The organism is Gammaproteobacteria bacterium, from assembly GCA_009845905.1.
Taxonomy (GTDB): Bacteria; Pseudomonadota; Gammaproteobacteria; order Steroidobacterales; family Foliamicaceae; genus Foliamicus.
Genome location: VXYS01000009.1, coordinates 132,522 through 155,677 on the forward strand (window position 1 = coordinate 132,522; position 23,156 = coordinate 155,677).

At 66.4% G+C, this 23,156-nt stretch carries 17 protein-coding genes; 7 read left to right on the forward strand and 10 right to left on the reverse strand.

What is annotated here, in order from left to right; all coding sequences use genetic code 11:
• The first annotated feature begins 6 nt into the window (after nucleotides 1–6).
• Nucleotides 7–1,548, forward strand: coding sequence for an FAD-dependent oxidoreductase (locus tag F4036_08135; GenBank protein MYK37705.1), 1,542 nt, complete (start codon nucleotides 7–9; stop codon nucleotides 1,546–1,548).
• 46 nt (nucleotides 1,549–1,594) lie between these two features.
• Entirely contained in the window at nucleotides 1,595–3,211 is a 1,617-nt protein-coding gene (locus F4036_08140) for a SulP family inorganic anion transporter (protein ID MYK37706.1), read from the forward strand.
• Between the two features lie 10 nt (nucleotides 3,212–3,221).
• On the opposite strand, the gene F4036_08145 is transcribed toward F4036_08140, so the two are convergent.
• The 6 genes from F4036_08145 to F4036_08170 all read right to left on the reverse strand — a co-directional run bounded on the left by F4036_08145 (nucleotide 3,222) and on the right by F4036_08170 (nucleotide 10,689).
• Nucleotides 3,222–5,213 carry a pyrroloquinoline quinone-dependent dehydrogenase gene (locus tag F4036_08145; protein MYK37707.1) on the reverse strand — a complete coding sequence of 664 codons (1,992 nt, stop codon included), beginning with the start codon at nucleotides 5,211–5,213 and terminating at the stop codon, nucleotides 3,222–3,224.
• Nucleotides 5,210–6,388 (reverse strand): class I SAM-dependent methyltransferase, encoded by a 1,179-nt coding sequence (locus tag F4036_08150; protein MYK37708.1) that lies wholly within the window; start codon nucleotides 6,386–6,388, stop codon nucleotides 5,210–5,212. The genes F4036_08145 and F4036_08150 overlap by 4 nt, the downstream gene beginning before the upstream one ends.
• Entirely contained in the window at nucleotides 6,385–6,744 is a 360-nt protein-coding gene (locus F4036_08155) for a hypothetical protein (protein ID MYK37709.1), read from the reverse strand. Before F4036_08155 ends, F4036_08150 begins: the two co-directional genes overlap by 4 nt.
• 62 nt (nucleotides 6,745–6,806) lie before the next feature.
• Nucleotides 6,807–8,369 (reverse strand): AAA family ATPase, encoded by a 1,563-nt coding sequence (locus F4036_08160; GenBank protein MYK37710.1) that lies wholly within the window; start codon nucleotides 8,367–8,369, stop codon nucleotides 6,807–6,809.
• A 20-nt stretch (nucleotides 8,370–8,389) separates the two neighbouring features.
• Nucleotides 8,390–9,106, reverse strand: coding sequence for an outer membrane lipoprotein LolB (locus F4036_08165; protein MYK37711.1), 717 nt, complete (start codon nucleotides 9,104–9,106; stop codon nucleotides 8,390–8,392).
• Complete coding sequence (locus F4036_08170) at nucleotides 8,986–10,689, reverse strand: tetratricopeptide repeat protein (protein ID MYK37712.1); 1,704 nt, start codon at nucleotides 10,687–10,689, stop codon at nucleotides 8,986–8,988. Before F4036_08170 ends, F4036_08165 begins: the two co-directional genes overlap by 121 nt.
• On the opposite strand from F4036_08170, the gene prfA reads away from it, so the two are divergent.
• On the forward strand, nucleotides 10,688–11,773 hold the full coding sequence (gene prfA / locus F4036_08175; GenBank protein MYK37713.1) for a peptide chain release factor 1: 1,086 nt from the start codon (nucleotides 10,688–10,690) through the stop codon (nucleotides 11,771–11,773). The genes F4036_08170 and prfA overlap by 2 nt on opposite strands.
• Here prfA and F4036_08180 read toward each other — a convergent pair.
• From F4036_08180 to F4036_08190, 3 genes are read right to left on the reverse strand one after another with little or no spacing between them, the layout of a single operon-like run.
• On the reverse strand, nucleotides 11,770–12,513 hold the full coding sequence (locus F4036_08180; GenBank protein ID MYK37714.1) for an arylmalonate decarboxylase: 744 nt from the start codon (nucleotides 12,511–12,513) through the stop codon (nucleotides 11,770–11,772). The two genes, prfA and F4036_08180, sit on opposite strands and share 4 nt — an antisense overlap.
• Nucleotides 12,514–12,529: 16 nt before the next feature.
• Nucleotides 12,530–13,510 (reverse strand): ornithine cyclodeaminase family protein, encoded by a 981-nt coding sequence (locus F4036_08185; GenBank protein MYK37715.1) that lies wholly within the window; start codon nucleotides 13,508–13,510, stop codon nucleotides 12,530–12,532.
• Nucleotides 13,511–13,531: 21 nt separating this feature from the next.
• Nucleotides 13,532–14,419, reverse strand: a complete 888-nt coding sequence (locus F4036_08190; GenBank protein MYK37716.1) for a DUF1838 domain-containing protein — start codon at nucleotides 14,417–14,419, stop codon at nucleotides 13,532–13,534.
• A 50-nt stretch (nucleotides 14,420–14,469) separates the two neighbouring features.
• Here F4036_08190 and F4036_08195 point away from each other — a divergent pair, with 50 nt between their 5' ends.
• The 3 genes from F4036_08195 (at nucleotide 14,470) to F4036_08205 (ending at nucleotide 20,916) form a co-directional block, all read left to right on the forward strand.
• A complete protein-coding gene (locus F4036_08195; protein ID MYK37717.1) occupies nucleotides 14,470–15,861 on the forward strand; it encodes an FAD-dependent oxidoreductase in 1,392 nt (463 codons plus the stop codon).
• 313 nt (nucleotides 15,862–16,174) lie between these two features.
• On the forward strand, nucleotides 16,175–18,403 hold the full coding sequence (locus F4036_08200) for a DUF3089 domain-containing protein (protein ID MYK37718.1): 2,229 nt from the start codon (nucleotides 16,175–16,177) through the stop codon (nucleotides 18,401–18,403).
• Between the two features lie 77 nt (nucleotides 18,404–18,480).
• Nucleotides 18,481–20,916: a TonB-dependent receptor gene (locus F4036_08205; protein ID MYK37719.1), complete on the forward strand. Its 2,436-nt coding sequence runs from the start codon at nucleotides 18,481–18,483 to the stop codon at nucleotides 20,914–20,916.
• Between the two features lie 129 nt (nucleotides 20,917–21,045).
• On the opposite strand, the gene F4036_08210 is transcribed toward F4036_08205, so the two are convergent.
• A complete protein-coding gene (locus tag F4036_08210; protein ID MYK37720.1) occupies nucleotides 21,046–22,200 on the reverse strand; it encodes a PLP-dependent transferase in 1,155 nt (384 codons plus the stop codon).
• Between the two features lie 92 nt (nucleotides 22,201–22,292).
• Between F4036_08210 and prmC the strand changes: the two genes are divergently transcribed.
• The gene (gene prmC, locus F4036_08215; GenBank protein MYK37721.1) at nucleotides 22,293–23,147 is read left to right on the forward strand and encodes a peptide chain release factor N(5)-glutamine methyltransferase; all 855 of its coding nucleotides are present in this window, start codon (nucleotides 22,293–22,295) and stop codon (nucleotides 23,145–23,147) included.
• The last annotated feature ends 9 nt before the right edge of the window (nucleotides 23,148–23,156 follow it).

Sequence of the window (23,156 nt, forward strand, 5' to 3'; positions counted from 1 at the left end):
GTCCTGATGAGCAAGACTGACTTTGATGCCGCGGCGGACACCGCGGGTTTTCGGTTCAGCAAGAGAGAATTGATTACGGGCGCGGGCGCCGCGGCGGCACTGGCGCTGATGCCCCGCATCAGCCGGGCGGCCAGCGAGACCTGGGACCTGATCGTGGTCGGCGGCGGATCGGCGGGGCTGCCCTGCGCGATCTTCGCCGCCCGGCAGGGCGCCCGTGTGCTGGTGGTCGACCGGGCGCACCGGCTGGGAGGCACGCTCGATCGCTCCTTCGGGCAGATCTCTGCCGCGGGCACGCAATTCCAGGCCGAGCAGGAGATCGAGGACTCGCCGGAAGCGCACTTTGACGACATCATGCGGATCAGCAAAGGCAAGATCGACCAGGACCTCATCCGCGTGTTCGTCAATGAAGCTGCCAGGACCGTTGACTGGCTGGGCGCGAATGGCTTTACCCCGCTGCCCGGTCATCCGGTCGTGGGTGGCGGGCACGAACCCTATTTGACGCGGCGCTACCAGTGGGCGGAACAGTTCGGAGTCGCGATCCTGAAGGTTCTGTTGCCGCAATTCCTCGAACTGGCGGGCCAGGGTTCCATCGAGTTCCTGATTCGCACCGATGCGCAGGAACTGATACAGGACGAATCCGGGGCGGTGAAGGGCGTCATGGTGCGCGATGCAATGGGACGCAAGATGGACCTGCTTGGCCGCAAGGTGGCGCTGACAACCGGCGGTTGCGCGGCGAATCCCGAAATGTTCCGGGAACTCCATGGCGCACCGCTGTATGCCAACCTGGCCTATCCCTTCAATCTCGGCGGCGGCCTGGAGATGGGTGTGGGGGCGGGCGGCACGTTGCGCGGCGCGGAGCTTTTCCAGGTTTTCTTCGGCATGGTGCTGAGCGACTTCAATGTGCCCAGCAGTCCGGCCCCGGTGCCGGTGAGCACCACGCCGCAGTCGCGCCTGCCCTGGGAGGTGTACGTGAATTCGGGCGGGCAACGCTTCGTGCGTGAAGACCATCCCAGCGTGGATGCCCGGGAGCACGCGCTCCTCGGGCAGAAGGACCACCGCTTCTGGATCGTGTTCGACCAGCAGATCATGGACTCGGCGCCGTCCCTGGTGGGCGGCTGGGACCGGGACCGGATGGACCTGGCTTTCGACAAGTACCATTTCTTCTCGCGCGGGGATTCGCTTGCCGAACTGGCTTACTGGGCCGGCATCGACGGCGATGGGCTGGCTGCCTCCATCGGGCGTTACAACTCCGGCCAGGAGGGCGGCCAGGATCCCGATTTCGGACGCGAGCACATGCCGCTGCCGGTCGGCAAGCCGCCGTACTACGCGATCCGCATGCAGGGCACGCAGTTGATTTCCTTTGCGGGCCTGACCGTCAATCCGGAGCTTCAGGTGCTGAACGGGAACGGCGATCCAATCCCCAACCTCTACGCCGCCGGCGAGGTGCTGGGCGCGGGAGCGACGACCGGCTTCGGCATCGTCAACGGAATGCTGCTGACACCGGCGCTGGTGTTCGGACGCATGATCGGAGAACGCGTGTTCGCCTGACAGTCCGCGCGCAGATGGACACGGTGAGGGCAAGGCCCCACTTCCGATGAATTACGACCTAAAGACCTTTCAAGGCGATGTCTTCGGCGGCATAACATCCGCCGTGGTCGCGCTGCCGGTGGCGCTGGCCTTCGGAATCGCCTCGGGGCTGGGCGCCGAGGCGGGGATTTACGGGGCGATCGCGGTCGGCTTCTTCGCTTCCGTGTTCGGCGGCACGCGGTCGCAGATTTCGGGGCCCACGCCATCGATGACCGTCGCCATGGCCGTGATCATCTCGACCCACGCGAACAGCCTGAGCGAGGCGCTGATCGTGGTGGTGCTGGCCGGACTGATACAGGTGCTGCTGGGCGTTCTGCGGATCGGGCGGTTCGTCGTCTACACCCCGCATGTGGTGGTGTCCGGGTTCATGTCCGGGATTGGCATCATCATTATGCTGATCCAGGTTCTGCCGTTTCTGGGCGCCCCCACTTCGCCCGAAGGACCGATGGGCGCTTTGCGGAATCTGCCCGGCGCCATGGCCGAGGTCAATCCCAGCGCGCTGGCCATCGCAATCCTGGCGCTAGCCATCACGATTTTCTGGCCACGGCGCCTGGAGCGTTTGGCGCCCGCTCCGCTGATAGCGCTCGTCGTCGGCTCCCTGATCGGAATCCTTTGGCTGACCGGAGCCCCCGCCATCGGTTCGATCCCCGAGGGACTGCCGGGCATCAGTTTTCAGGTTCCGTCCGCCGACTTCCTGGTGGGCGCTTTGCATCCGGCCATCATCCTTGCGCTGCTGGGCTCGGTTGACAGCCTGCTAACTTCGCTGGTGGCGGATTCCATGACCGGCACGCGGCACAAGCCGGACAGGGAACTGGTCGGACAGGGAATCGGGAACATTGTTACCGGACTGTTCCAGGGAATGCCGGGCGCCGGCGCCACCATCGGGACCGTCACCAACATCCGCGCGGGCGGCAGCACGCCGGTATCCGGCGTGATACGCGCCCTGTTCCTGCTGGCTCTGCTGCTCGGATTCGGAAAGTACGTGGAGCCGATTCCGCATGCCGTGCTGGCCGGCATCCTGATGAAGATCGGATGGGACATCGTCGACTGGCGGCTGTTGCTGCGCATCCACCGCCTGCGCCGCGATCACCTTGTGGTCATGCTGATGACCCTGCTCCTGACGGTCGTGGTCGATCTCGTCACCGCCGTTGCGCTCGGCCTGATCGTTGCCGGCATGAATCATGCCCGCCAGTTGAAGGGCCTGGAACTGGACAGCGTGGTTTCGGTGCCGGTGCTCGACCGGACGTTCTTCGCCGGCGAGAAGGGCATGGAGATCGGCGACCCGCTGCAGGCGCGGGTGGGGATGGTGGCCTTGCGCGGCACACTCACGGTTGCTTCCTCACGCAACCTGGTGAGCGTGATCGGCGCCGACATCAAGGACCATGAAATCGTTGTCTTCGATTTTTCCGACGCCCGATACCTCGATGACAGCGCCGCCATGGTCATCGAGCAGTTGCTCGATGTGGCCCGGGAGGCGGACACCAGCGTGATCGTGGTCGGGCTGTCGGGAACCGTGGCCGAAATGATCAACACGCTCGGCGTGCTTCGCGCCGTGCCGAAGGATCATGTCGGGGATGATCTCCCGCAGGCGCGCCGCATTGCGCGCAGGATTCTTGAGGACTAGGACCGGCGGATCAGTCCGGCAGCGCGAAAGCCACCACAGCATCCGATTGCACGGTCCCGGCGCGCGCGTTGCCGCCGGCGGCGATCACCACGTATTGCCGCCCTCCGGCGCGGTAGGTGATCGGCACCGTCATGCCGGGCGCCGGCAAGTCGCCGGACCAGAGTTCCTCGCCGGTTTCCACGTCCAGTGCGCGCAGATTGTGATCGAGGGTGGAGGCCACGAACACCAGCCCTCCGGCGGTAACGATGGGCCCGCCGACGCTGGGCGAGCCCCAGCCGAAAGCGGCCGGTAATGTAATGCCCATCGCGCGCAGACGTCCCAGCGGCACCTGCCAGCGCAACTTGCCGCTGTCCATGTCGATGGCGCTCAGCGTACCCCACGGAGGCGGCGTACAAGGAAATCCCGAAGGCGAGATCAAGACCTCGCCCTCCACGCGGTACGGCGTTCCGCTCAAAGTGCGGTTGAGATAGTCGCGCGGCGCGACATCCTCGCCCTCTTCCAGCGGCACGAAGCGCAGCCAGGTCGCCAGGTTCTCGGCCTTGATCACGAGAAGATTGGTTGCCGGATCGAACGCCGCGCCGCCCCAGTTGCCACCGCCGAGCGCCGAGGGGAAAAGGATGCTTCCGCGCCGGCTGGGCGGCGTGAAGAGGCCGTCGTAGCGCGATTCGTCGAACCGCCTGCGGCACCAGGCGCGATCCAGCGCCGTGATCCCGAAAAGGCTTTTCCGGTCCATTTCGGTGCGGGCGAAGGTCGCGATGCCCTTGGGCAGGGGCTGAGTGGGAAAGGCGGTCTCGTCGGGCAGATCGGAAGGTGGAATGGCCTCTTCCTCGATCGGAAAAACCGGCTCGCCCGTCTCCCTGTCGAACACGAAAAGATGCCCGCTCTTGGTCTGCTGGATGGCCACCTCGCGCGCCTTTCCGTCCTTGCGGATGGTCACCAGCAGGGCGTGGCCCGGCAGATCGTAGTCGTAGAGGTCATGGTGAATGATCTGGAAAGACCAGGCGGGTTTGCCGGTTGCCCCGTCCACCGCCACTACGGCGTTGGCCAGCGGAAGTTCCACGCGGCGCCCTCCGCCGTAGTAGTCCACCGACGGGCTGGTGGTGGGCAGAAACACCAGGTTGCGCGCCGGATCGGCGCTCATCGTGGTCCATACGTTGGCGGCGCCCGTGAGGTCGCTGTACTCCGGGGGAATGGGATTGAACTCCCAGGCCATGACTCCGGTTCGCACGTCGAAGGCCCGCACCACCCCGTCGTTCGCATTGGCTATGCCGTCGTTCGAACCGCTGCCGGCGATGACCAGGTCGCCCAGCACCACCGGCGGCGACGACATGCCGCGAACCTCGCCCTCGCCATAGCCCTCGTAATCCCAGTGCGACACGTAGCCGGGGTGATCCGTGGCCGCACCGAAGTCCCGGCAGGCTTCGCCGGTCAGCGCATCGATGGCGTGGACGGCGCCGGTGAAGTCGCCCTTGAAGATGCGTTTCGCACAGGGTTCGGAAGATGCTTCCGTCCGCTCCCAGTAGGCCACCCCGCGGCAGGTGCTCGGCCGGCGCTCCCCGGCGCGTTCCGCTTCGTTGCCCGTCAGCGCGGCGTGCGCGTCGAACACCCATACGTCTTCGCCGCTTTGGGCATCGACGGCGAAAACCCGGTTGAAGGGCGTGCAGAAATAGACCAGCCCGTTGGCCATCAGCGGCACCGCCTGCTGCGAAGAACCGGTTCCCAGCGGGCCTTTTGCGTAGTCGCCGCTGTGATGCACCCAGGCCTGTTCGAGACGGCCTACGTTTTCGCGGGTGATCTCATCCAGCGGGGAATACTGGCTGCCGCCGGGGTCCCTTCCGAAATTGGGCCACTCGCCCGCCGCGTCAGCGCTGCCCTCGGCCGCTTGCGCGTGGGCGGTCGGGCCCAACGAGATGACGAAAAGACATGCCGCGGCCAGCAGGCCCGGAATGGGGGCGGGACGCCCTCGCTCCCGGGGGCGCCCTCGTGGCTGGTTGCGGCTCAAGCGTTGCGCGTTGCGTGAACCCGCCCGAAGAACAGCACGCCCTTCTTCGCTTCGCGCACGGCAAACCCCGCCTTTTCGATCTCGGTCGGGAAATGGAGGCTCGCGAATTCGTTGCGCCACACTTCCTGGTTCCAGCGGTGGTCCCACCAGCGCCGGAACTTCCTGAAACCCGTGGGCGGATGTTCGTCGCTGGGAAAGTCAAACGGCTGGAACACGCCGTTCGGACGCGTAATGCGCCGCACCTCGGCAACGATGTCCTTCGTGATCTGCGCCGGGGTCTCGTGAAAGACGATGTACGACGCCACGACGTCGAAGAAACCGTCCGGAAAGCCGGTCTTCTCGCCCAGCGCCTGCACGAAGTGGATTTCTCTGCCGAGCTCGACCGCCCGCATGTGCGCATAACGCACCATCGGGGCGGATACGTCCAGTCCCCACACCTCGGCATTCGGGAAACGGTCCTTCAGCGCCAGCGTCAGCTGGCCGGGCCCGCAGGCCAGATCGAGAATGCGCTTGACCTGACCGTCTTCGGGCGGCTCGACCGCCGCCGCCAGTTGCGCGTGCACCTCGTCCTGGTCGTTATGACCCATGTAGAAGTGGTTGGTGCCGTAGTGATAGATGTGGCCGGCAAAGGGATCGCCCACGTAGCCGCCGGGCTGGATGTGAATCTCGTGCGAAGCGTATTCCGGTACCTCGAGGTCGGGGTCCAGCTTCACCGAACCCGGCCCGGCCTTGTCGGCCGCGTCCAGCTCCGCAAGGTAGGTGTCGGCCTTGCCGTGGAACTCCTCCTGCAGGATCTTCCAGCTGATCTGCTGGCCGCTGATCCAGTAGCGCATGCTGGCGCCGATCACCGGGTCGCGTTCCAGCACTTCGCGCAGCGCCTCGATCGAAAGATCGCTCGTGGGATCGATGCCCTCCTGCTTGAAGATGCCTTCGGCGCGCACCTGCGCGGCGCGGCCGAGAGGACCGTTCGACCAGACGCGGAAGCCGGTCAGGAAGTCCTGGCGGCTTTCCAGATCGAGACTGGCCAGACGCTCCAGCTTGCCGATATTGCCGCGCGGCTCGAAGTCGTACGGCGGTGAAGGCGGGGTGGCCGTGGACGCGCTCGCCTTGCGCGTGGCCGCCGTGGCCGAAAAGGCCGCGGCCAGGGCGCCCAGTATCGTGCGTCGATTCATCATGACTCGTCACCTCCCATGCCGGACCGGTTGCGGAACTCCATCATCGGCTGACCCTCGCCCGAATGGCCCACCGTGATCGAACCGAAAGTCCGCTCGATAAAGCGGTCGCGCTCGGCCCGCCAGGACGCCTCCTCCTCCGCGCTCGGCATGTAACCCTCGATCAGCTCGCGGGTCACCTTCCCATGGTCCTCCAGCAATCGCTCCATGATCTTCACGCGACGGGCCTGCGCCCAGATCTCCGTACTCACCGACACCAGCGCCGTCATCAAATGATCCATCGCCGGATCCTTCATGAACGTCGCACGGTCCGTGTCGGACTTGATGAAATCGGCCGTGTAGCCGGGATTGTCGGTCATGGTCTTCTCCCCCATGCTGATCCCTCGATTATAGGACCTGGGCCGGACGCTTTTGGCCGCTGCTATTGGTCGGGAGGGCTGAGGGAGAGGATGCGGTCGACGCGGAAGGTGCGCTCGTCCTGGCGGAGCATGCACCAGGCGCGCATGCCGAGAAATTCCCGGTCGGAGTACGACCGCATGCCCACTTCCAGCGGGCGGATGCGGCGTCGCGTGCGCACGTCGTTGCGCTTCAGGTACTCCATGTCGAGGGGGCTGGCCGCGGCGATGGCTCTCTCGATGATTTCGAGCTTGGTATCGGTGGACAACCTGCGTTCCGCGCGCTTGTATTGCTCGCCGGTAAGGAAGCGCTGCACGCGCCAGTCGCAACGGATGGATCCGGCCGTCAAGGGGCGGGTCAGCACCAGCCCGTCGAAGGCAGTGCAGCGGCTCAAGGCAACGTAAGTCTGCCCGGCGGCGAACACGCGGTCGAGATCGATCACCATGCGCTCGAAGGTCTTGCCCTGGCTCTTGTGGACGGTCACTGCCCAGGCCAGCCGGAACGGAAACTGGGTGAAGGTTCCCGCCGGACTGCTGACGATGGATCCGTCGCGGGCCTCGAAGCGGATCAGCTCCCATTCGTACGGCTCGACGCGTACGCGGCGCTCGGAATCGGCCAGACGGACCAGCACGTAAGCTTCGCCGCCGCCGATTTTGACGCCCTCGATCACGCCTATGCTGCCGTTGACCCAGCGCCCGGCGCCGTCGTTGTTCAGCAGCATGACCTGGGCGCCGGCCTTGAAGCGAAGTTGCGCCTCCGTGGGGTAATACTCGCGCCCGAAAACGCCCTCGATCACGGCATCGAACCGATGCTCGGCCGTGGCCAGTCCGTCCAGCCGGCTGCGGTTGATCAGGCCCGCCTTGCGGTTGGTGCCGGTGAGCGTGATGTAGCCCTCGCCGTCGGGCGGATCGAAATGCGGGTCCACCCGCCGGTTCAGGCGCTCCAGGTCGCTGTCTTCCAGCGATTTCTTGCGAACGCGGTTCAACAGGCGCACGAACTCGCGGTCTCGTTGCCGGAACACGCGCGTGAGTTCGACGATCTCCAGCTCCACGTCCTCGAGCGCGCGAGCACTGAAGAAATGGGGGGACTCATAGACCTGCCGCAGCGCCTCGTGCTCCAGCCCGGTAACCACCGGCGGAAGCTGGTAGAGGTCGCCGATGAACACCATGTGCACGCCGCCGAAGCGCGCGTTGGGGCTGGGGCCGTAGCGCCTCAGAAAGAGATCCACGCAGTCGAGCAGATCGGCGCGCAGCATCGATACCTCGTCGATGATCAGCGTGCGCAGGTTTCGGTAGAGTTTCGCGTTGCGCGGCTTGCCGCGGCGCGCGGCGATCGCTTGCGGCGTCACGTCGATCCCGAAGCCGAAAAAGCGATGGACGGTCTGACCGCCCACGTTCAGCGCCGCCACTCCGGTAGGCGCCAGGACCACCGGGTCCCAGTCGACGCTTTGGCAGAAGTGACCCAGGAGAGTGGATTTGCCGGTCCCCGCGCTGCCGGTGATCAGCAGGTGCCGGCGGCCTTGCTCCATGCCCTTGAGCGCGCGGGCGAACTCGTCGGTGATTTCCAGGCCCGGGGCGCGAGTGTCCACGTGCAACCGCCCCGGCCGGCTCAGCGAACCGGGGGCAACTCCCAGTTCGTGATGGCGACCCTCATGGAAGCGCCGGGGCCGGATATATTGAGCCTTCGGGGCACGGCAAGCTCGCCCGCGCGGGACAGCGCGCTCACCTCGATCCTCCAGCCGTCCTGGCGGAATTCCCGCGCCGACCCCTGCCCGGAGCTGTATTCGGTGAAAGGGGAACCGGGATCCGGCAGTCCGCGCAACCAGTAGGGAAGGCTCTTCAGCGGCGCGCTGTCGCAAAGCATTTCCAACTCGTCGATCTGCATGCCGGGAGCGCACATCGAGACCCAGTCGCCCTCGCTGAACAGGTTGACGTCGCCGCCCTCGATCCGGACGCGCTCGGCGCCGACGCCCCAGGGTCCGCTCAATTCCAGCCGCGCCAGAGGGCCTTCCTGGCGCCACAGGACGTTGGCCTGCGCACCCCGGCCCTCCCGGTTCAGCGCCACCCGGCCGCGCAGCCCCCAGGATTCGAGTTCGGCCAGCGCTGCCGCGTCCAGGACGGCCGGGGAAAGATTGCCCGGCGCCGTGCAGCCCGCAAGCAGCCATGCGACCGCAAGCAGGAATCCGGTAAACGCGACCGGCCGCCTCACCGCGAATACCTGTCCCGGACTGCCTCGAGGAGCCTCGTGTCGTCGTATTGCGCCAGCGATTCGCGAAGCAGTTCGTCGGCCCGTTCGATCTGCCCCAGTTCGTACAGAACCTCGCAAAGGTGGGCGGCGACTTCGGGATGCGGAAGGCTCTCCAGCGCCTGCTCCAGCAGCGGCACGGCTTCCTCCTTCCTGCCCAGGCGATAAAGCACCCAGCCCATGCTGTCCACGATCGCGGGGGAGTCGGGATCGAGCTGCAGGGCCAGGCTGATATGACCATGGGCCTCTTCCAGGCGTATGCCCCGGTCCGCCAGCGTGTAACCCAGGGCATTGAGAACTTCCGAGTCGCGCGGGTAGTCGGCCAGCAGGTCCTCCATCTCGCGTATCGCCGTGCGGTGTTGCTCGAGGTCCAGCAGCAGGTGGGCTCTCTGCATTCTCAGGCGGCGGCTTTGCGGACGGTAGCGCAGGGCCTCCTCGTACGCAGCCAGCGCCTGATCGTCGCGGCCGGCGGCCCGCATCACGAAAGCGAAAAGCGGCAGGCTCTCGAAAGTGTGCCGTGGATAACGCCCGGCATGAACCAGAATCGTCGCCAGCGCTTCGTCGATTTCATCCCGCGCGACGAAAGCCCTGACCAGCAACTCCGTGGCCACGGGCGCCAGCCGGTCCGACTGTATCCCGGCGAGCCACTCGATCGACTCCAGCCAATCCTGGCGTCCCGCGGCGATCTGGCCCAGGGCCAACCGGCAGGAATCCGACCGGTAGCCGCGAGAAAAAAGCTCAAGATATATCGACTCGGCGAAATTGCCCGCACCCAGCGCCTGCAGAATCCTCGCCTCCTGCATCGCCAGGCCCGGTGAGTCCGGGTTGGCCGCTCGCAGATTCCTGAGGCGGCTCAAGGCCTCGCGCGGCTGGCGCGCCTCAAGAAGCAAAACGACGTAGTTCTGCTCCAGCGCCAGGCTGTTGCGGGCGGCCAGTTGCTCGGTCAACCGGGCGAGGGCGGCATCCGGTTCGCCCGCGCGCAACACCGCGGTGGCCGCGATCCCATGCGCATCGTCGTCCAGGGGATCGCGACGCAGCAGCAAATCGGCGAAACGTGCGGCGTCCGAGTACTCGTTCGCGGCAAGCGCAACCCGCGCCGCGAGACTCAGAACCCTGGCCGAGCCGGGACGTTCAGCGGCCAGCCGGGCGGTCAGCGGCTGCAGGTCCGCGATAGTCAGCGCATCCGAATTGATTCCGTTCAGCCGCTCCTCGAGCAATGCGAGAAAACGGCCGTCATCCGCATCCGCGGAAAGACCGGCGCGCGCCGCTTCAAACGCCGCGTGCATGTCGCCGGCAGCCGCGTGCAGGACGGCCAGCAGCGCCAGGACTTCCGGATCGCTTTCTTCTTGCGCATGCCACAGGGACGCCGCTTCCAGGGCAACGGCATACAGATCGCGCCGGAATGCGAACTCCGCCGCCTCCCGGGCCTTGAGCGCGGCCGACGCGCCTTCCGGCAAGCTTTGCGCTTCAACCAGCAGGCCGCGGGCCTCGTTACCCGGAAACGCCGGCCAGCCGGCCTCGGCCAGCCGCATCTGCGCGCTCGCGCAAGCCGCCAGGGAGAGCCCTGCGAGAAAGACGGCGGCCAACCTGGCCTGGGGACGGAGATCCACACTGCGATAATAGCCCCAGTGCCGTGTCAACAGGCCCGACGCGGAAACGACCATGAACCCCGCCCTGCTGGAAAAACTCCGCGGCCTCAAGGCCCGCTTCGAACAACTGGAGGCTTCGCTGGCGGATCCGGAAGTGCTTTCGGATTCGGTGCGCCGCCGCGATGCCGGCCGCGAGCACGCGCGCCTTCAGCCCTTGGCCAGCCTGCTCGGGCGCCTTGAGCGGGCATTGGAGACGGAGGCCTCGGCCGAGGAAATGCTCGGCGGCGACGACGAGGAACTGCGAGAGCTGGCGCGGGAGGAGGCCGAGGAGGCCCGGCGCGAACAGGCGGCCCTGGAAGTGCGATTGCGCCGCTTTTTACTCAAGCCCGACCCGCGCGACGCGCGCGACGTGTACCTGGAAATCCGCGCCGGCACCGGCGGAGACGAAGCGGCGATTTTCGCCGGCGACCTGTTCCGTATGTATACGCGCTACGCGGAGGAGCGAGGCTGGGCCCGGGAGATCATCCAGATGAGCGAGGGCGAACACGGCGGCTACAAGGAAATCGTCTGCCGGCTGGCCGGCAAGCGGGTCTTTTCCTACCTGCGGTTCGAGTCCGGCGCTCACCGCGTGCAGCGGGTGCCGGAAACGGAGTCACAGGGGCGGATTCACACTTCGGCCTGCACCGTGGCGGTCCTCCCGGAAGCCGAGGAAACGGGAGAAATCGAGATCGATCCCGGCGACCTGAGGGTCGACACCTATCGCGCCTCGGGCGCCGGCGGCCAGCATGTAAACAAGACCGACTCCGCGGTCCGACTCACCCACCTGCCCACGGGAATCGTCGTTGAGTGCCAGGACGAGCGTTCGCAGCACAAGAACCGCGCCCGGGCCCTGTCGCTGCTGCGCGCGCGGCTGCTGGACGCCGAACAGAGCCGCCTGGAGCGCGAGCGCGCCGAGGAGCGCCGCTCCCAGGTGGGCAGCGGCGACCGGTCCGAGCGTATCCGCACCTACAACTTCCCGCAGGGCCGGGTCACCGACCACCGCATCAACCTGAGCCTCTACAAGCTGCCGCAGATCATGGAAGGCGACCTCGACGGGATCATCGAGCCGCTGCGCCAGCACATGGAGGCCGAACAGCTCGCCACCCTGGATCCCGGTTAAAACTCCTCCAGCAGGCCGCCGAATCCCATGACCCTGTCCTGGATCCCGTTGGCCCTCAGCGCATGCCAGTAGGTGGCGGTGTTGATGGCGATCACCGGTTTGCCGAGCAACCGTTCGGCCCCCGCCGCCAGCCGGATCGCCGAAAGATTGGTGCCCACCTGCACCAGCGCGTCGACATCGTCGCCGTCGAGTTCCCGGAATTCGCTGGCCACCCGCGATTCCGGCACCTCCGCGATGGCGGTCCATGAGGGGCAGCGCAGGCAGGAATCGCGCACGACGTTGAAGCCGCGATCCGACAGGTATCGGCTGACCTCGCGGTTGGCCACCGGGTAGTAGGGCGACATGAACGCGACATTGCGCGAGCCGTAGGCATCGAGTGCGTCCGCCACGGCCTCGGAACCGACGGAGAGCTTCAGTTCCGCGATCTCCTCGATCCTCCTCTTCCATTCCGTGCCGCCCTTCACGCCGCCGTAGAACGTCACCGCCGACATGCCCATGACCAGGTAGTCCGGCTTGCAGGTCAGCACGCCGCGAACGGCCGCCGCCGTATTCTCGGAAATCTCGATGGTGCCGGCCATGAAAGTCTCGTCCGATATCGCGTTGGCGTCCTGAATGATGATCCGCGAGTAGTGGTTGGTGACGCCCGGCGGACGCAGGTCGTCGAAATCCGGTTGCACGATGGTGTTTGTCGAAGGCCCCAGCACCCCGAACTTCTTTCGCCATCCCAAAGCATCGGTCATCGTTTATTCCTCCGGTTTAGTCCCAGGTGAGGTCCACGCCGATCTTCCTGCTTTCGGCGTTGCGAAAAGCGGCATAGGCGGCGGCCAGGTCCTGTGCGGCCACGCCCAGCGACTTGTACACCGTGATTTCCGCATCGTCGCTCCGTCCGGCAACACGGTCGGCCAGCACGTCGCCGATTTCGCCGGCGATGTGCGCTTCGGACACCACGCCGGCCTCGATGGCGGCGAGCAATTCTCCGGCCTGGTCCATCGCGGAGGCCTTGTAGTCCACGAAGAAGCGCGAGCGAGTCACGACGTCAACGTCCGCCTCGGACGAGCTGGCTATCGCCGCTCCCACCAGGTTCACGTGGCAACCGGGCGCCAGCCACTTGCCTTCAAGCACCGGTTCGGCGGCCGAAGTCGTGGTGCAGACGATGTCGGCGCCGTCGACGGCTTCGCGCGCATCGTCGCAGACGCGTGCGGAAACGGAAGCGGGCAAAGCCAGCCGCCGCACGAGCCGCCGGGCGTGGGCGTCCGTGCGCCCCCAGACGCGCACTTCGGCGATCGGCCGCACGCAGCTCAGTGCCCGAACATGATGCTGCGCCTGCGTGCCGGTGCCGAGTATCGCCAGCGTCGCGCCGCCGGGGCGCGCCAGGATTCGCGTGGCCAGCGCGCTGGCCGCGGCCGTCCTGATCGCGGTCAGTTCGCTGCCGTCCAGCAGGGCCAGCGGTATGCCTTGCTGGCTGTCGAAGATCATCACGGCGCCCACGTGCGAACCGTACGGACTGTCCGGCGAACGCGGGTACTTCGAGACGATCTTGACGCCGAAGGTGCACGGTTCGCCGAGATATCCCGGCATCAACGTGAACTTGCCGCCGTGGCCCGGGATGTCCATGTATCTGCGAAGCGGCATGATCGTGTCGCCCCGGGAGACCGCGCGCATCGCGGCTTCCACCGCATCGATGCACTCGGCGTGCGACAGCGCTTCGGCAACCGCCTCCCGGTTGAGGATGCGCATGAACGAGCGTAAAACCGCCGCTCAGCCGAAGCCGCGCATCTCGATGATGCGCTCGAAGAACGACGGGCCGTCGTCGTGCTCGGGCGATTGCTCGAATACCGGCGACAGGGCCCGGGCGCGCTCGAGATAACCGGCGTCCAGGTCCTCGAAGGACGGCACCTTGACCGCGTCGAAATGCCATATCACGTGGCCGGGCAGGATGCCCATTTCGTTGTACGGCCTGCGGGTCGCGGAAAAGATGTTCCAGCCCCCGGCGGCGGCGGTCGGCTGGCGCGGCTCCTCGCCCAGGACTTCGTGCGTCGAGGCGAAGAGGGAAGCGTATTCCAGCGACGGTTGCGGGAGAATGGGAGGGAAGCGCGAGCCTTCCTGCAGGCGCAGGACGCCGTTGTCGTCGGTCCAGTCCAGGTGCAGCGGTTTCTCGGCGTAATGGTCGGGAAATACCCGCTTCATGCTGCCGAACCACACGCCCATCGGCGTGTAGTACTGCCCTTCCTTGTGCCGGATGAAGCTGGCCGGCAGCGTAACCGTGGCGCCGTTGAAGGGGCTCGTGTACTGGTCGATGAACTCGCCGGTTTCAAGATCGGTAAAAAACGAGACCGTGGACGGATAGCGCACCCAAACGTGTTCCTCGACCTGCTTCCACCACCCGGTCTCGCTGCCAAGAAACCCGTACATGGGGGTGACCGCGTCTTCCTGAACGGCAAAGACCTTGCCGCGGGTCTTGAAGACGCAGGGATCGCCTCCCTCGTTTCCATAGGCGCGGATCATCGCGCGGCACTGCGATTCCGGATCGCCGGGCAGCGTGAGTTTCCCGGCGGCGCCCGCCGCCGCTTCCGCCGCCAACATTCGAGGCGCGCCCACCCCGATTCCCATCACGGCCGCACCCTGCAGCAAGTCCCTCCGATTCATACGCTCCTCTCCTTCCGGTACAACGTCAGGCGCATTACGATAACGCACCCATGAGCGTATTGCCCGCCACGGAAGCGCATTTCGACTGGAGCGTCCCCGTCGCTGTGGTGGGCGCGGGCGGCTGCGGCCTGTGCGGCGGACTCGCCGCACGCCAGGCGGGCGCCGAAGTGCTGATACTTGAACGCGACGCTGTGCCGATCGGCACTACCGGTATGTCCACGGGACTCATTCCGGGCGCCGGAACCCGGATGCAGCGCGAGAAGGACATCGAGGATTCGCCGGAACTCTTCGCCGAAGACGTTTTGGCCAAGGCGAAGCACCAGACCGACGCGAACGTGGTGCTGGCGCTGGCCCGCGAGTCCGCGCGCACCGTGGAGTGGCTGGCCGACGAATGCGGCGTGGCGCTGTCGCTGGTCGACAGCTTCCTCTACACGGGCCACAGCGTCAAACGCATGCACGGCAGCCCCAACCGCACCGGCGCCGAACTGATGGGCAGCCTGCTCGACGCCTGCACCGACGCCGGCGCCGACCTGCTGACGGACGCGCGCGTCAGCCACCTCTTCGCCGATGCCGACGGGCGCATAAGCGGGTTGCGCTGCGTGCGCCCGGACGGCAGCACCGAGGACCTCGGCTGCGCAGCGCTGATCCTGGCCTGCTGCGGTTTCGCCGGCAACCAGGAAATGGTGGCCGAATACATCCCCGAGCTGCGCCACGCGGAATTCTTCGGCCATCCGGGCAACCAGGGCGAAGCAATCGAGTGGGGCCGGGAACTCGGCGCGGCGATTGCCGACATCCGCTCCTACCAGGGGCACGGCGGTCTGGCGAAGGGCTACGGCGTGCCGATCCTGTGGCCCGTCATCCTGGAGGGCGGGATCCAGGTAAACCTCGAGGGCCGGCGCTTTTCCGACGAATCGCTGGGCTATTCCGAGCAGGCCATGGAGGTGCTGGCGCAGCCCGAACATGTGGCCGTTACGGTCTACGACCAGCGCCTGCACGAACTGATGCACGAATTCAACGATTACCGAGAAGCGATCACCGCAGGCGCGGTGCGGGAGGCCTCGACGCCGGGAGAACTTGCGCAACTGTTCGGGCTGCCGGCCGGGGCGCTGGAGGAGACGCTGGCCGAGACGGCGGCCCTGACCCGGGGAGAAGCGACCGATCCCTTCGGCCGCGACTTCACCGGCAGGCCGGAACTTGAGGCGCCCTGGTACGGCGTGCGCGTGACCGGCGCGCTGTTCCACACGCAGGGCGGGCTCAGGGTGGACGCACGGGCCCGTGTCCTTCGCGACGACGGCAGCGCCTTCCCCAACCTGTTCGCCGGCGGCGGGGCGGCGCGAGGCGTCTCCGGTCCGTCCCGCTGGGGCTATATCGCCGGCAACGGCCTGCTCACCGCCACCACCTACGGACGACTGGCGGGCGAAACCGCCGCCGCCCTGACCTGAACGCCACCGGTCCCTGCTCGCGGGGCGTGCTTCCTCGCCCTTTGTTCGTCCCCCTCCTCGTTGGAGACGCCATCCTGGCTCGATTCTCGCTGTCCCTGCTCCAACGCTCCTACGAGGAGGGGGACGAACAAAGGGCTTAAGCTGACGCCTCCCCGGGTACGCGCCTACAGTAGCCCGTTTGTGTGCCTTCCTCTCGTGGGAGCGTAAAAGCAGGATAGCGATTCCGAGCCAGGGATGGCGTCTCCAACGGGAGGAAGGCACACAAACGGGCGGGATTACAGCGAAGAATGAATCGAAGCGAGTCCTGCTGACCGTGGTAGAGCCCACTGCGCGGGCCGGTATGATTCGCGCCATGAGAAAGAAACGCGCGTGGCTTGCCGTAGCCTTGATCGTTCTTGTGGCGCTGCTGGGCACCCTGGGCTGGATGGCGAGCGACTATCGCCTCTGGGTCCGGTTCGCAAACTGGCCCCAGTCTGCGGACGACCCGGCCAATGCCCGCCGGTTCTCGCCGCAGGTGCCGATCGTCTATGGCGACAGCCCGGCTCCCGATACCGCACAGGAACTGGTCATCCCGCAGGATGTCCTGGAGGAAGCCTGGAACTATGCGCAGAGCCAGCAGACCTATGCGCTGCTGGTTTCCGTCAACGGCGAATTGCAGTTCGAACGCTATGACCGCGGGGCCAATTCCAGAACGCCCTACAACTCCCAGTCGCTGCACAAGAGCCTGACCGCCGTGATGCTGGGCGCGGCCATCTACAACGGCGCAATCGAATCCGAGGACCAGCCGGCCTCCTTCTGGCTGGAGGAGTGGGCGGGCGATCCGCAGCGCTCGGGCATCACGCTGGCGAACCTGGCCTACATGGAAGGCGGCCTGGAGCGGGGCCGCTTCGCCGTCAGTCCATTTGCCCCCGGCGCGCGGCTGTTCCTGACCGGCCACCTGGCCCGTGAAGCACTGGGCACGCCCATGGCCGCCGAACCGGGCGCCGAGTACATCTGGTCCAACGCCAGCGTGCAGGCCCTTTCCATCGCGATCGAAAGGGCCGCCGGCCGGCCATGGGCGCAACTGCTTCGGGACTGGATCTGGGAGCCGCTCGGGGCGGGCGAGGCCTGGGTGCAGCTGGACCGCCCCGGCGGCAACGCGCAATCTTTCTGCTGCCTGATATCCAACGGACGCAACTGGCTGCGCATCGGCGAGTTGATGGCCGGAGACGGCGTCTGGCAGGGCCGCCGACTGTTGCCTGAAGGCTGGGTGGACCGAATGACGCAGGGCGCGTCCACCAATTCCAATTTCGGCATGCAACTGTGGCGAAACGAACCCTACTCGCCGACCCAGTTGCGTATGTCCAGGCCGCGCCTGGAAGTGCCGCGCGACCCGGCGCTGGCGGCGCCCGACGCCTGGTACATGGAAGGGCACTTCTCGCAGCGCGTCTATGTGGTGCCGTCGCTGGGGCTGGTGGTCGTGCGTTTCGGCAAGGACCGGCTGGACTGGGACGAGGCGCAGATGATGAACGGCCTGATCGGGGCGCTGAGGCCTCCGTCATCCGTATCCCTCAGCGTCACTATCCCCGACCATGCGTTCGGCGAACGCGCCGCGCCGCGTGCGCCCGATTACGAACGCCGGGACAACTGGGCCCGCTATCCCGAAGGCGAGGAAACGCTCGCGGCGGAGCACGCCGCCGGGTTCTATATACACCCCACCACCTGGCCGGGAAGCGAATGGAACGCCACCGTGCCGGACGCCGCGGCGCGGCCCGCCGTGGATGCCGTCGTGGCGTCGCAGGCGAGTGTGCTGGATGCCTGCTGCACGATCTATGCCCCGCGCTATCGTCAGGCTGCTTCGGCCGCGGTATTCGATCAGCGCGGCAATCGGGACCCGGCTTACGGGCTGGCCTTTACCGATATCGTGCGCGCGTTCACGCATTTTGCGGAGCGCACGGGCGACCGCCCCATCGTGCTGCTGGGCCACAGTCAGGGCGCTCTGCACGCCGAGCGTCTGCTGAGCGACGTGATCGCAAGCGACGATGCGCTCAGGAAACGGATGGCCGTCACCTACATCGCCGGCATCCCGGTTCCGCTCGGCTCCTACGGCGACAGGCTCGAGAGCTTCGAGCCATGCCGGAAGAGCGACGATACGGGCTGCGTGGCCTCCTGGGTCACCTACGGGCCGACCGGCGACGCCCGGGCCGCCGAGTTCGCCACGGCCCAGCGTTTCCCGCAATACCAGCGCGAAGACGGCGGCCTGGACGTGCAGTGCAGCAACCCCTTGAACTGGCCGGCGCCGGGCGAATGGACGCCGGCCTCGGCCAATCGCGGCTCCGTGGCGCCCTCGCTCCCGGGACAGGGACGGCGCGCCTCGATCCCGGGGGTCACCGGCGCCTGGTGCGACCGGGGAATCCTGCGGCTGGACCGTACGCCGGCCGCGCCCTTCGACGCCCTGATGCTACCCGGAGCGAGCTACCACTACTACGACGTGGCGCTGTTTCACGCCGCCCTCAGCGCCGACGCATCCCTCCGGGCACAGGCCTGGCGCCAATCGCAATAGCGCAAACCGGCGTTTATACTCAAGCCTGATCCGCTTGGGGAGGCGGAATTCTCTTGGACTTGAATAGGGGACAATCCATGACCTTATCGCGTTTCACGCGCCCGGCGATTGCGCTCGGCGCCCTTTGCCTGCTCGCCACTTCGCTGCCGGCCCAGGAAATCGAAGAAATCGTCGTCACCGCGCGCAAGCGCACCGAATCGGTGCAGGACATCCCGCTGAGCATCTCCGTGTTCGACGAAGAAGCCATTGCCGCGGCCGGCATCCGGGACATCGACGACATTGCCCGGCTGACGCCCGGCCTGGTGTTCGACAAGGGCTGGATACCGCAGGACACCCGCCCGCACATCCGCGGCCTGCCCACCGACCGCGGCCGTGCACCGGTCGGCATCCTGGTGGACGGCATCGACATCTCGTCGGAATCGATGCTGACTTCCGGCGGCGGAATGCTGATGAACCTCAAGGTCATGGACATCGAGCGAATCGAAGTGGTCAAGGGTCCGCAAAGCGCGCTGTACGGCCGGGTGGCTTTCGGCGGCGCGGTGAACTATGTTTCCAGGGCCCCGAGCGACGAGTTCGAGGCCAGCTTCCTGGCCGACGTGGGCGACTACGGGCAGATGGAAGCCCGCGTGGGTGTGTCCTTTCCGGTATCGGAAACCCTTGGCCTGCGGATCAACGCAGTGACCGCGCAGCACGACGGCTACTACGAAAACGAAGTGTCGGGCGAGGGCATCGGCGGTTCGGACAGCACTGGCGTTGCGGCGGCCGCGCGCTTCGAACCTTCCGAAACCTTCAACCTGGACCTCAGGGTTGCCTACTCGTCGGACGAATACGAAATCCGCCCGCAAATGCAACTGGCCAGCAAGACCGGCCACGCCGATCCCGTGCATTTACCCGCGCACGTCGTGGGAGTACTGGCGCCGGGCCCGTTCGGTCCGACACCCTACCCCGCGAATGTCTTTGCGCCGGCGCCCGGACCGATCCCCTTGCTGGACAGGATTACCGCCAGCCTGAACCCGTACACCGGTGAAGACTACGAGGGAAGCGCCTTCGATTCGCTGCTGGTGCACGCGAGAGCGGAATGGGACTTCGGCGGGACAAGGCTGAATGCCTGGCTGGGCAGCACCTCGGCGGAAACCACCCAGAACATGGACGTGGACTACTACGGAGAGCCCTGGCGGCCGGTTTTCCTGCCGTCGCCCGGCGTCAACGAACCCTTGCCCGCACAATTCCTGTTCGACCTGGAAACGGACATCGACCAGACCAATCTCGAGCTCAGGCTCGGCGACCTGGAATCCGACGGATTCCGCTGGGCCGTGGGCGGACTGTACTGGAACGAGGAAGTCCGGCAGAAGAACGGAAACCTGATCGTGCTGATGTTCGTTCCGTTTATTTCCGCGGGCCAAAACGTGGCCGCGCAAGGCCCCATCACGAAGCGTGACGAGGGGCGCGATACCGATCACTGGTCGGTGTACGGAATTCTCGAATACGATTTCAACGACCGGCTGACAGGCTCGGTAGAAGCCCGCTACTCGGACGAATCCACGGACACATACTGGACCGTGGGCGGCAACGGCATGATCGGCGCCGCGTTTGCCGGACCGATCCCGGTCAACAACAACCCCACCGCGTCGCGTGGGTCGGAGGACAGTTTCTTCACGCCGCGGTTCACGCTGGAATACCAGTACTCCGAAAACATACTCACCTACGCTTCCATCGCCAAGGGCGTCAAGCCCGGCGGCGTGTCCACGATAGCGAGCCCGAACCCCCTCACCGCGCGCTTCGCGCCGGAGGAATTGTGGAGCTACGAAGCAGGTTTCAAGAGCACGCTGGCCGATGGCCGCGTGACGTTCAACGCCGCCGCCTTCTTCATGGACTACGAGGGCAAGCAGACGGTCAGCCTCGAGCCCAGCGAAACCGCGGCCACCGGCTTCGACCTGGTGGTGGGCAACGCGGGCGCCGCCGAAATCAGGGGCTTTGAAGTGGAGGGCGCGCTTGCGCTCACGGAAGAGTTGCTGATTCGCGGAGGCTACACATGGCTGGACAGCGAGTACACCGACTACGTGAGCCTCACCAACAGCTCGCTTACGGTAGGGCTGGTAGGCGATTGCACGCTGCAGCAAACGCCGGACGGGTTCTTCCTCTGTTCGGTGGATCAGTCCGGGAGGGAGATGGAGCGCGTGCCGCGCCACAACTTCAATGTCTCGGCCAGCTGGACCCGCGCGCTCGGCAACGGCATGAACTTCCAGGCCGACCTGCTCATGCAGTACCAAAGCGAGCGCGGCATCGCGATCGGACGCCGCAACGTGTTCGATTCCTGGATCAACGTCGATGCGCGCATCGGCCTGCAGGCCGAGCGCTGGAGCGTGTTCGCCTACGTGGACAACGTAACGGGCGACGACACGGTGCGCACGGCGCAGTCCTCCGGCGACTTCTTCGCCCTGGGCAACCTGGCGACCGTGATCTTTGCGCCGGACAAGCGCCAGGCCGGAGTGCGCTTCAGCTACTCGATGTAATCCTCGCGTGCTTCCTCGCCCTTTGTTCGTCCCCCTCCTCGTGGGAGACGCCATCCTGGCTCGATTCTCGCTATCCCTGCTCCAACGCTCCCACGAGGAGGGGGACGAAAAAAGGGCTTAAGCCGCCTGCTATGCGTGATGCAGTGCCTGGTGGAGGTCGGCGATGAGGTCGTCGGCGTCTTCGATGCCGCAGGACAGGCGCACGAGGTTGCCGGTGATTCCGGCGGCCTCGCGGGCCTCGCGCGTCATCGTCGAGTGACTCATCAGCGGCGGATAGCCCGCGAGGCTTTCGACCCCGCCCAGGCTCTCCGCGATCGTGAACAGTTCCAGCGCGTTCAGCAGCCGCTCAGGCGCGGCTTCGTCGCCATGAAGATGCAGTGACACGACCGCCCCGAAGCCGTCCATCTGCCGTTTCGCGAGTTCATGCTGTGGATGGTCTTCAAGGCCGGCGTAGCAAACCTGCGCCACCTTCTCATGCTGCCGAAGATCGCGTGCAATGCGCGCGGCGTTCCCGAACTGGCGGCGGACCCTCAGATCCATCGTCTTCAGCCCGCGCAGCGCCAGGTACGAGTCCAGCGGCGCCAGCACGCCGCCGGTGCGGTCGCGCACGGACTTGAGCCGGCCGGCGAGATCGGGGTCGGACACGGATAGGGTCCCGCCCAGCACGTCGGAATGCCCGGCGATGTACTTGGTGATTGAATGCATGGTGATGTCGCAACCCAGGGACAGGGGTTGGGTCGCCAGGGGAGTGGCCAGCGTACTGTCCACACAACTCAGCGCGCCCCGCTCGGCGCATAACCCGGACACGGCCTTCAGGTCGGTAATGCGCATCAGCGGGTTGGACGGCGTTTCCATCCATACCAGCCGCGTGTTCGTGCGCCAGGCGGCCTGCACCGCGTCAGGGCCCTGGTCCTGGTGCACGTAGCTGACCTCGAAGCGGCCCTCGCCCGCCACGCGCAGCAGGTTGAAGCTGCCGCCGTAGACATTGGCGGGGCCGATGACGTGGTCGCCGGGCTCGAGCAGTTCCAGCACTGCATTGCTGGCGGCCTGGCCTGACGAGAACGCAAAGGTCCGCGTTCCCCCTTCCAGTTCGTTCAGGGCCCGCTCGAAAGCGTCGCGGGTCGGATTCGATATTCGCGTGTAGATGTGCTCCGGCTGCTCCCGCATGGCCGGGTAGGCGAAGGTGCTGCTCTGATGAATCGCAGGCATGACCCCGCCGGTTGCGGCGTCGTGGGTGTCGCCGGCGTGCACGCAGCGAGTGGAATTGCCCTGTTTCTTGCTCATGGTGCTGAATCCTGAGGCCGCATTATGGCGGGAAGCGCCGAGAACACAATACTGGTGACGCGCCAGGGCGCCAGGTCGGGGACAATAGGGCGATGCCGCCGGTGCGAAGTCTGGGTTCCCTTCTGCGCGAAGGGGCGAGGCGTCTTGAGAGCGTCAGCGACAGTGCGCGGCTGGATTCCGAGTTGCTGCTGGCGCATGTACTCGGCGTCGACCGCACCGCGCTTTACGCACGCTCGGAGGAAGGGCCGCAAAGCCGGGCCATGGAGCAATTCGATGCGCTGCTGGCCGAACGCGGCGCCGGAAGACCTCTGGCGCAGATCATCGGCCGCCGGGAGTTTTACTCGCTGGAATTCGAGATCAGCCGCGACGTGCTGGTGCCCCGGCCGGAGACCGAGTTGCTGGTGGAGGTCATCCGAGACGGCATCGGTTCGACCAACCGTACTGCGCGGATACTGGACCTGGGGACCGGCTGCGGCGCGGTGGCTGTCGCGCTGGCCCGGACCCTGCCGGAATCGCAGTTCGTCGCCACCGACAATTCCCAACGGGCGCTTGCCGTCGCGCGGCGAAACGCCGCCGGGCTTGCGCCAGGTCGGGTGCGCTTCGTTCAGGGGCCCTGGTACGGCCCGCTGGAGGGCCGGCGCTTCGACGCCATCGCCTGCAATCCGCCGTACGTGGAGTCGGCCCTGTGCGGCGACCCGCCGCTGTGCTTTGAGCCGCTTGCGGCGCTGGACGGCGGACCGGACGGCTTGCGGGAACTGCGCCTGGTCATTTCCGGAGCGCCGGCGCACCTGGAACAGGGCGGAACGCTGGCGGTGGAGCACGGCGCGGACCAGGCCGCGCCGGTCCGTTCACTGATGCGTCGCGCCGGACTCAAGGCGCCGGTCACCCATCGCGACCTGGCGGGCCACGAGCGCGTCACGGCGGCCCGGTTGCCGGCCGGCGATTGAGGGCGGGAC